Raw genomic sequence first — 4,713 nt, 5'->3', positions numbered from 1 at the left:
GCACCGCCATTTATCACTGGTTTTGAAAATTTTGGACCAGAAGATAGCGAGTTGCCGATTAGTTTTTCTGCGAAACCGGTGATTGTCCCTGAACCCACTCATAGTATAAGTATCTTTACCCTTGCCATTCTCGGCTTAGCTTCAACCATCAAACGTAAGCTGAAACCTTCCCCATCTAAACAAAAGGTTTAGCCTCAATTACTCATCAGTAATAAAAAACTGATTTGTGAGTAAGGTATTAGGAAAGGGAGTAGGGAGTAGGGAGTAGGGAGTAGGGAGTAGGGAGTAGGTACCGGTGCATCTCAGTTTTGAAATTAGGCAAAAGTGAGATGCACCCAACAGGCAATAATTAATCGAGTATAAAGGGATTTTGGGTAATGTAAAAAGCGGTAATATTTTTATTAAATTACTACAGGAAATGCTATACTAAATCGAAATGCTATACTAAATTAGTATTGGTGTTCATAAGCTATTTATAAATGCTATAGCAGTGAGTAATAACAACGATAGATTAGACCGGATTGAAGCAGTGGTGGAGTCATTAGCCCGTTCTGTACTAGCTCTTGCTAATGACCATCAACAGAGAATTCATACCATTGAAAATGTTGAAGCAGTGGTGGAGTCATTAGCTCGTTCTGTAGAAGCTCTTACTAATGATCATCAACAGAGAATTCAGACCATGGAAGAGGTTGAAGCAGTGGTGCAGTCATTAGCTCGTTCTGTAGAAGCTATTGCCAATGACCATGGAGAGAGAATTCAGACCATGGAAGAGGTTGTCAATAGAGTTACCAGAGTTGAGGAAGGATTGACTCGGATGTTAATAGCTATCGATGATGACCGTCCCACTATTCTCAGGAAACTTAACACCATTGAAAATAAGCTGGATAGTTTACTAGAAGGGAACCAAAACAATTGATAGAAATCTCCCTTGCCCCTTTTGCTTAAGCATTCAGCTATCAGCCCTCAGCTGACCGCTAAATGCTGAGGGCTGATAGCTTAGATTTAAGCTGGTTGAGATTTCGTCAATAATTTCAGAATTTCTACAATCTCCCCTTGTCGGTTAGAAAGTTGTTCCTGTCGCTGAGAGAGTTGTTCTTGTCGCTCATCTAAGTTCTCCATTAGGCCATACATTCGGGATTGACTTTGAGCTAAATTAGACTGAGAGTTTGCTAAATCGGCCATCACAGAATACAGTCGAGCGCGATCCCGTTTGAACTCATGGACAGTATCGGTTAAAGCTTCAATGGCACGAGCATTAGAATCGGTTCTTTGACGAAGCTGTTCAATCTGTTGGCTGATCCGTTCAATCTGTTGGTCGATGCGCTCAATGGCAGTTAGTAAACGGTTGAAACGGGTATCAAACTGGTCTGAGTTTGTCATTTGCTGCAATAGTGTTTAGTGTTTTCTCAAGAGCTATCAGCAGTCAGCGGTCAGCGGTCAGCGGTCAGCCAAAGGCCACGCTACGGGAACGCTGGGCGAACAGTAGCACCATCTGTAGCCCATAGGCTGATAGCTGATCACTGATAGCTGATAGCTTACGCTAGTGGTTCTAAACCCTAATTAGATTTAGTCAATAACTTCAGAATTTCTACAATCTCCCCCTGTCGGTTAGAAAGTTGTTCATGTCCCTGAGAGAGTTGTTCCTGTCGCTGATCTAAGTTTTCCATCATGCCATACATTCGGGATTGACTGTCCGCTAAATTAGCTTGAGATTGAAATAAATTAGACTGAGATTGTGCTAAATTAACCATCACAGAATACAGTTGAGAGCGATGGCCTTTGGCCACGCTACGCGAACGCGTTTGAACTCATTGACAGTATCGGTTAGGGCTTCGATAGCACGAGCATTAGAATCGGTTCTTTGACGAAGCTGTTCAATCTGTTGGCTAATCTGCTCGAGCGCAGTTAGTAAAAGATTGAAACGGGTATCAAACTGGTCTGAGTTTGTCATTTGCTGCAATAGTGTTTAGTGTTTTCTCAATAGCTATCAGCAGTCAGCGGTCAGCGGTCAGCTGCTAGTGGTGCTTCAGGGGAGCCTTCATGTTTCGCCTCGTAGCCAGGGTTAAGTTGCTGCCCGTAACCCACCACTGCTGGGTCAAACTGATCACTGAGAGCTGATAGCTGAGAGCTGATAGCTGAGAGCTGATAGCTGAGAGCTGATAGCTGATCACTGATAGCTAAATGCTCACGCTAGTGGTTCTAAACCCTAATTAGATTGAGTCAATAACTTCAGAATTTCTACAATCTCCCCCTGTCGCTGGGAAAGTTGTTCCTGTCGCTCATCTAAGTTGGCCATCATCCCATACATTCGGGATTGATTTTGAGCTAAATCTGCCATCAAAGAGTACCCTTGAGCGCGATGGCCTTTGGCCACGCTACGCGAACGCGTTTGAACTCATGGACAGTATTGGTTAGAGCTTCAATGGCACGAGCATTAGAATCGATCCTGTGACCGAGCTGTTCAATCTGTTGGCTGATCCGTTCAATCTGTTGGTTAGTGCGCTCGATGGCACGAGCATTAGAATCGATCCTGTGACCGAGCTGTTCCATCTGTTGGCTGATCTGCTCCAGGGCAGTTAGTAAAAGATTGAAACGGGTATCAAACTGGTCTGAATTTGTCATTTGCTGCAAGATAATGTTTACGATCGCAGTTATCAATTGGTTGAAGTACGTTTTGGATTTTAGGTAACAGGGAATAGGGCATAGGATAAAAAATCTGTGTAAATCCTAAGTAGTATCACCGCTATAATTCTGATTAAACTAGTGTAGATTCTGTTTATGGTGTTATTTTTATAGTGTGATTGGCGATTACACGCTATGACTGTTAATTTTTACCATTGCTCTATTAGAACGGGTTTTTACTACTTATGATTTACCAGATGATTTCCCTTAGCCAAAAAGTCACGCTACGCGAACAAGTTTATTTCCTTATTAAGTAAATCCTGTCTGTGGGATTTAATTCACGGTGGCAAGGAGCAATTATTACTCCCTAATCCCTACTTACTAAAACCCAGTAATTTGTACTTAAAGTAATTGATTTAACCATATATAATTATACACTATACTTGTCAATACTGACAAGTATTAACTCCTAGCAATTACTAATAGCTAATTAACTGCAATGGTGAGTTATTATAAAACCAAAAATTACTCGTAAAATTGTAACGGGCAAGATGCCCGTTCTACTACCGACTACTGTTAGCTGTCAGCCGTCAGCTGTTAGCCGTCAGCTGAAAATAAACCTCGTTTAGGATTGCTATAACTGATAGCTGATAGCTGTTCGCGTAGCGTGCGCGTAGCGCTAATCGCTGTTCGCTGATAGCTGATAGCTGATAGCTGATAGCTGATAGCTGATAGCTGATAGCTGATAGCTGATAGCTGATAGCTGATAGCTGATAGCTGATAGCTTACCTATTCCCTATTTCTGTAAACTATAAAGTGGTGATCAAAAATTTGCCAGCAAGATTATTGTCTAAGATCAAGAAAATTGGTGGATTCTAAAACTCCGACAGTAGTTGCCCTAATTCCAGCCCGGGCTGGTTCCAAACGAGTACCTGGTAAAAATATTCGTCGTTTGAAAGGGCATCCGTTAATTGCTTATACTATTGCTGCTGCAACCCAAAGCCAAGTGTTCTCAGCCGTGATTGTTTCCACTGACTCAGAAGAGGTGGCGGAAATTGCTCGTTACTATAGCGCTGAGGTACCATTTTTGCGTCCGCCAGAGTATGCTACCGACAAGTCACCAGATATTGAGTGGATTGATTACACCCTGAGGCATTTGAGTAATCTGGGGCGAGACTTTGATTGCTTCAGCATCCTGCGACCAACCAGTCCTTGTCGCCAACCCCAGACCATTCAACGAGCTTGGCAAGCGTTTTTGGCTCAAGCTGATCAAGTAGACTCCTTACGGGCAGTAGAGAAATGCCAGCAGCATCCTGGGAAAATGTGGGTACTCAACGGCAGCCTGATGAAACCGTTGCTTGAGCAGAACACTTTTGAATTAGGCAATTGTCAGGTTAACCATAACCTCCAACCCCCCAACCTACCCTTCTCGAACCCCAAAGGCCAACAACCTTGGCCAAAAGGCCACGCTACGCGAACAACCTTCAACCAGCTAACCACCCAACCAGCCAACCTTGGCCAAAAGGCCACGCTACGCGAACAACCTTCAACCCCCCAACCTTCAACCCCCCATACCCCCTGGCATAGTACTCCCTATCAGGCCTTGCCAGAGGTCTATGTGCAAAATGCTAGCTTAGAAATTGCTTGGTCAAGAGTAGTGCTGGAAGAGTATACAATTGCTGGAAAGGTGATTATGCCATTTATTACCCATGATCATGAGGGATTAGATATTAATGACTTGAAAGATTGGTGGTATGTGAACTATTTAATAGAACAGGGAGACGCTCACTTACCTCTCGTCTGTCAAAAACCAATTTAGTTATATTTATTAAATGACAAATCTATCTCTAGTCCCGTTTCGGGAGTTTGAACGCCTGAAGGATTTAGACATTACTCCCGAAACTCATACTGAGCTTTTTGCTACCTACTGTCGAATCAATACTTTATATATGATAAAACAGGCTGGTTCAGGGCATATTGGTAGTAGTTTTAGTAGTTTAGATATTGTTTGTTGGCTGTTTTTAAATGAATTACGGGTTAGGAAAACTAACTCTAATCAACCACGGGATATTTATTTTTCCTCTAAGGGTC

General features: G+C 42.8%; 10 protein-coding genes and 1 pseudogene. 5 read left to right on the top strand and 6 right to left on the bottom strand.

All coding sequences use genetic code 11. The features are described from left to right. Positions 1-192 (top strand): PEP-CTERM sorting domain-containing protein (locus tag F6K38_RS35235; protein WP_287359739.1); only part of this gene is annotated, 192 nt, incomplete at its 5' end. A 6-nt stretch (positions 193-198) separates the two neighbouring features. Here the strand turns inward: F6K38_RS35235 and F6K38_RS35230 are convergent. After that, positions 199-339 (bottom strand): hypothetical protein, encoded by a 141-nt coding sequence (locus F6K38_RS35230; protein ID WP_154659737.1) that lies wholly within the window; start codon positions 337-339, stop codon positions 199-201. Between the two features lie 151 nt (positions 340-490). Between F6K38_RS35230 and F6K38_RS35225 the strand changes: the two genes are divergently transcribed. Continuing rightward, positions 491-916, top strand: coding sequence for a hypothetical protein (locus F6K38_RS35225; RefSeq protein ID WP_008181906.1), 426 nt, complete (start codon positions 491-493; stop codon positions 914-916). Positions 917-1,002: 86 nt separating this feature from the next. Here F6K38_RS35225 and F6K38_RS35220 read toward each other — a convergent pair whose 3' ends face one another. Next, positions 1,003-1,380: a hypothetical protein gene (locus tag F6K38_RS35220; protein ID WP_287359737.1), complete on the bottom strand. Its 378-nt coding sequence runs from the start codon at positions 1,378-1,380 to the stop codon at positions 1,003-1,005. A gap of 18 nt (positions 1,381-1,398) precedes the next feature. On the opposite strand from F6K38_RS35220, the gene F6K38_RS35215 reads away from it, so the two are divergent. Further along, on the top strand, positions 1,399-1,524 hold the full coding sequence (locus F6K38_RS35215; RefSeq protein ID WP_267872007.1) for a hypothetical protein: 126 nt from the start codon (positions 1,399-1,401) through the stop codon (positions 1,522-1,524). A gap of 32 nt (positions 1,525-1,556) precedes the next feature. On the opposite strand, the gene F6K38_RS35210 is transcribed toward F6K38_RS35215, so the two are convergent. From F6K38_RS35210 to F6K38_RS35195, 4 genes are all read right to left on the bottom strand, one after another. Beyond that, entirely contained in the window at positions 1,557-1,751 is a 195-nt protein-coding gene (locus F6K38_RS35210; RefSeq protein ID WP_287359736.1) for a hypothetical protein, read from the bottom strand. Further along, positions 1,751-1,951, bottom strand: coding sequence for a hypothetical protein (locus tag F6K38_RS35205; protein ID WP_287359735.1), 201 nt, complete (start codon positions 1,949-1,951; stop codon positions 1,751-1,753). The genes F6K38_RS35210 and F6K38_RS35205 overlap by 1 nt, the downstream gene beginning before the upstream one ends. Before the next feature lie 255 nt (positions 1,952-2,206). Continuing rightward, positions 2,207-2,338, bottom strand: coding sequence for a hypothetical protein (locus F6K38_RS35200; RefSeq protein ID WP_287359734.1), 132 nt, complete (start codon positions 2,336-2,338; stop codon positions 2,207-2,209). Further along, the gene (locus F6K38_RS35195; protein WP_287359732.1) at positions 2,338-2,622 is read right to left on the bottom strand and encodes a methyl-accepting chemotaxis protein; all 285 of its coding nucleotides are present in this window, start codon (positions 2,620-2,622) and stop codon (positions 2,338-2,340) included. The genes F6K38_RS35200 and F6K38_RS35195 overlap by 1 nt, the downstream gene beginning before the upstream one ends. 868 nt (positions 2,623-3,490) lie before the next feature. On the opposite strand from F6K38_RS35195, the gene F6K38_RS35190 reads away from it, so the two are divergent. Next, positions 3,491-4,441: an acylneuraminate cytidylyltransferase family protein gene (locus tag F6K38_RS35190; protein WP_287359731.1), complete on the top strand. Its 951-nt coding sequence runs from the start codon at positions 3,491-3,493 to the stop codon at positions 4,439-4,441. A 13-nt stretch (positions 4,442-4,454) separates the two neighbouring features. Then, positions 4,455-4,713: pseudogene (locus F6K38_RS35185) on the top strand (transketolase C-terminal domain-containing protein); the annotation flags it as partial.

Origin of the sequence: Moorena sp. SIO3B2 (assembly GCF_010692525.1) — a bacterium.
GTDB lineage: Bacteria > Cyanobacteriota > Cyanobacteriia > Cyanobacteriales > Coleofasciculaceae > Moorena > Moorena producens.
Note: the sequence above shows the minus strand (reverse complement) of the source record. Positions and strands in the feature narration are given on the sequence as shown.

Excerpts from the sequence above, each read along its gene's own strand:
- F6K38_RS35220 (WP_287359737.1), bottom strand. The coding sequence starts at position 1,380 with ATGACAAACTCAGACCAGTTTGATACCCGTTTCAACCGTTTACTAACT.
- F6K38_RS35205 (WP_287359735.1), bottom strand. The coding sequence starts at position 1,951 with ATGACAAACTCAGACCAGTTTGATACCCGTTTCAATCTTTTACTAACT.
- F6K38_RS35195 (WP_287359732.1), bottom strand. The coding sequence starts at position 2,622 with ATGACAAATTCAGACCAGTTTGATACCCGTTTCAATCTTTTACTAACT.
- F6K38_RS35210 (WP_287359736.1), bottom strand. The coding sequence starts at position 1,751 with ATGGTTAATTTAGCACAATCTCAGTCTAATTTATTTCAATCTCAAGCT.
- F6K38_RS35200 (WP_287359734.1), bottom strand. The coding sequence starts at position 2,338 with ATGGCAGATTTAGCTCAAAATCAATCCCGAATGTATGGGATGATGGCC.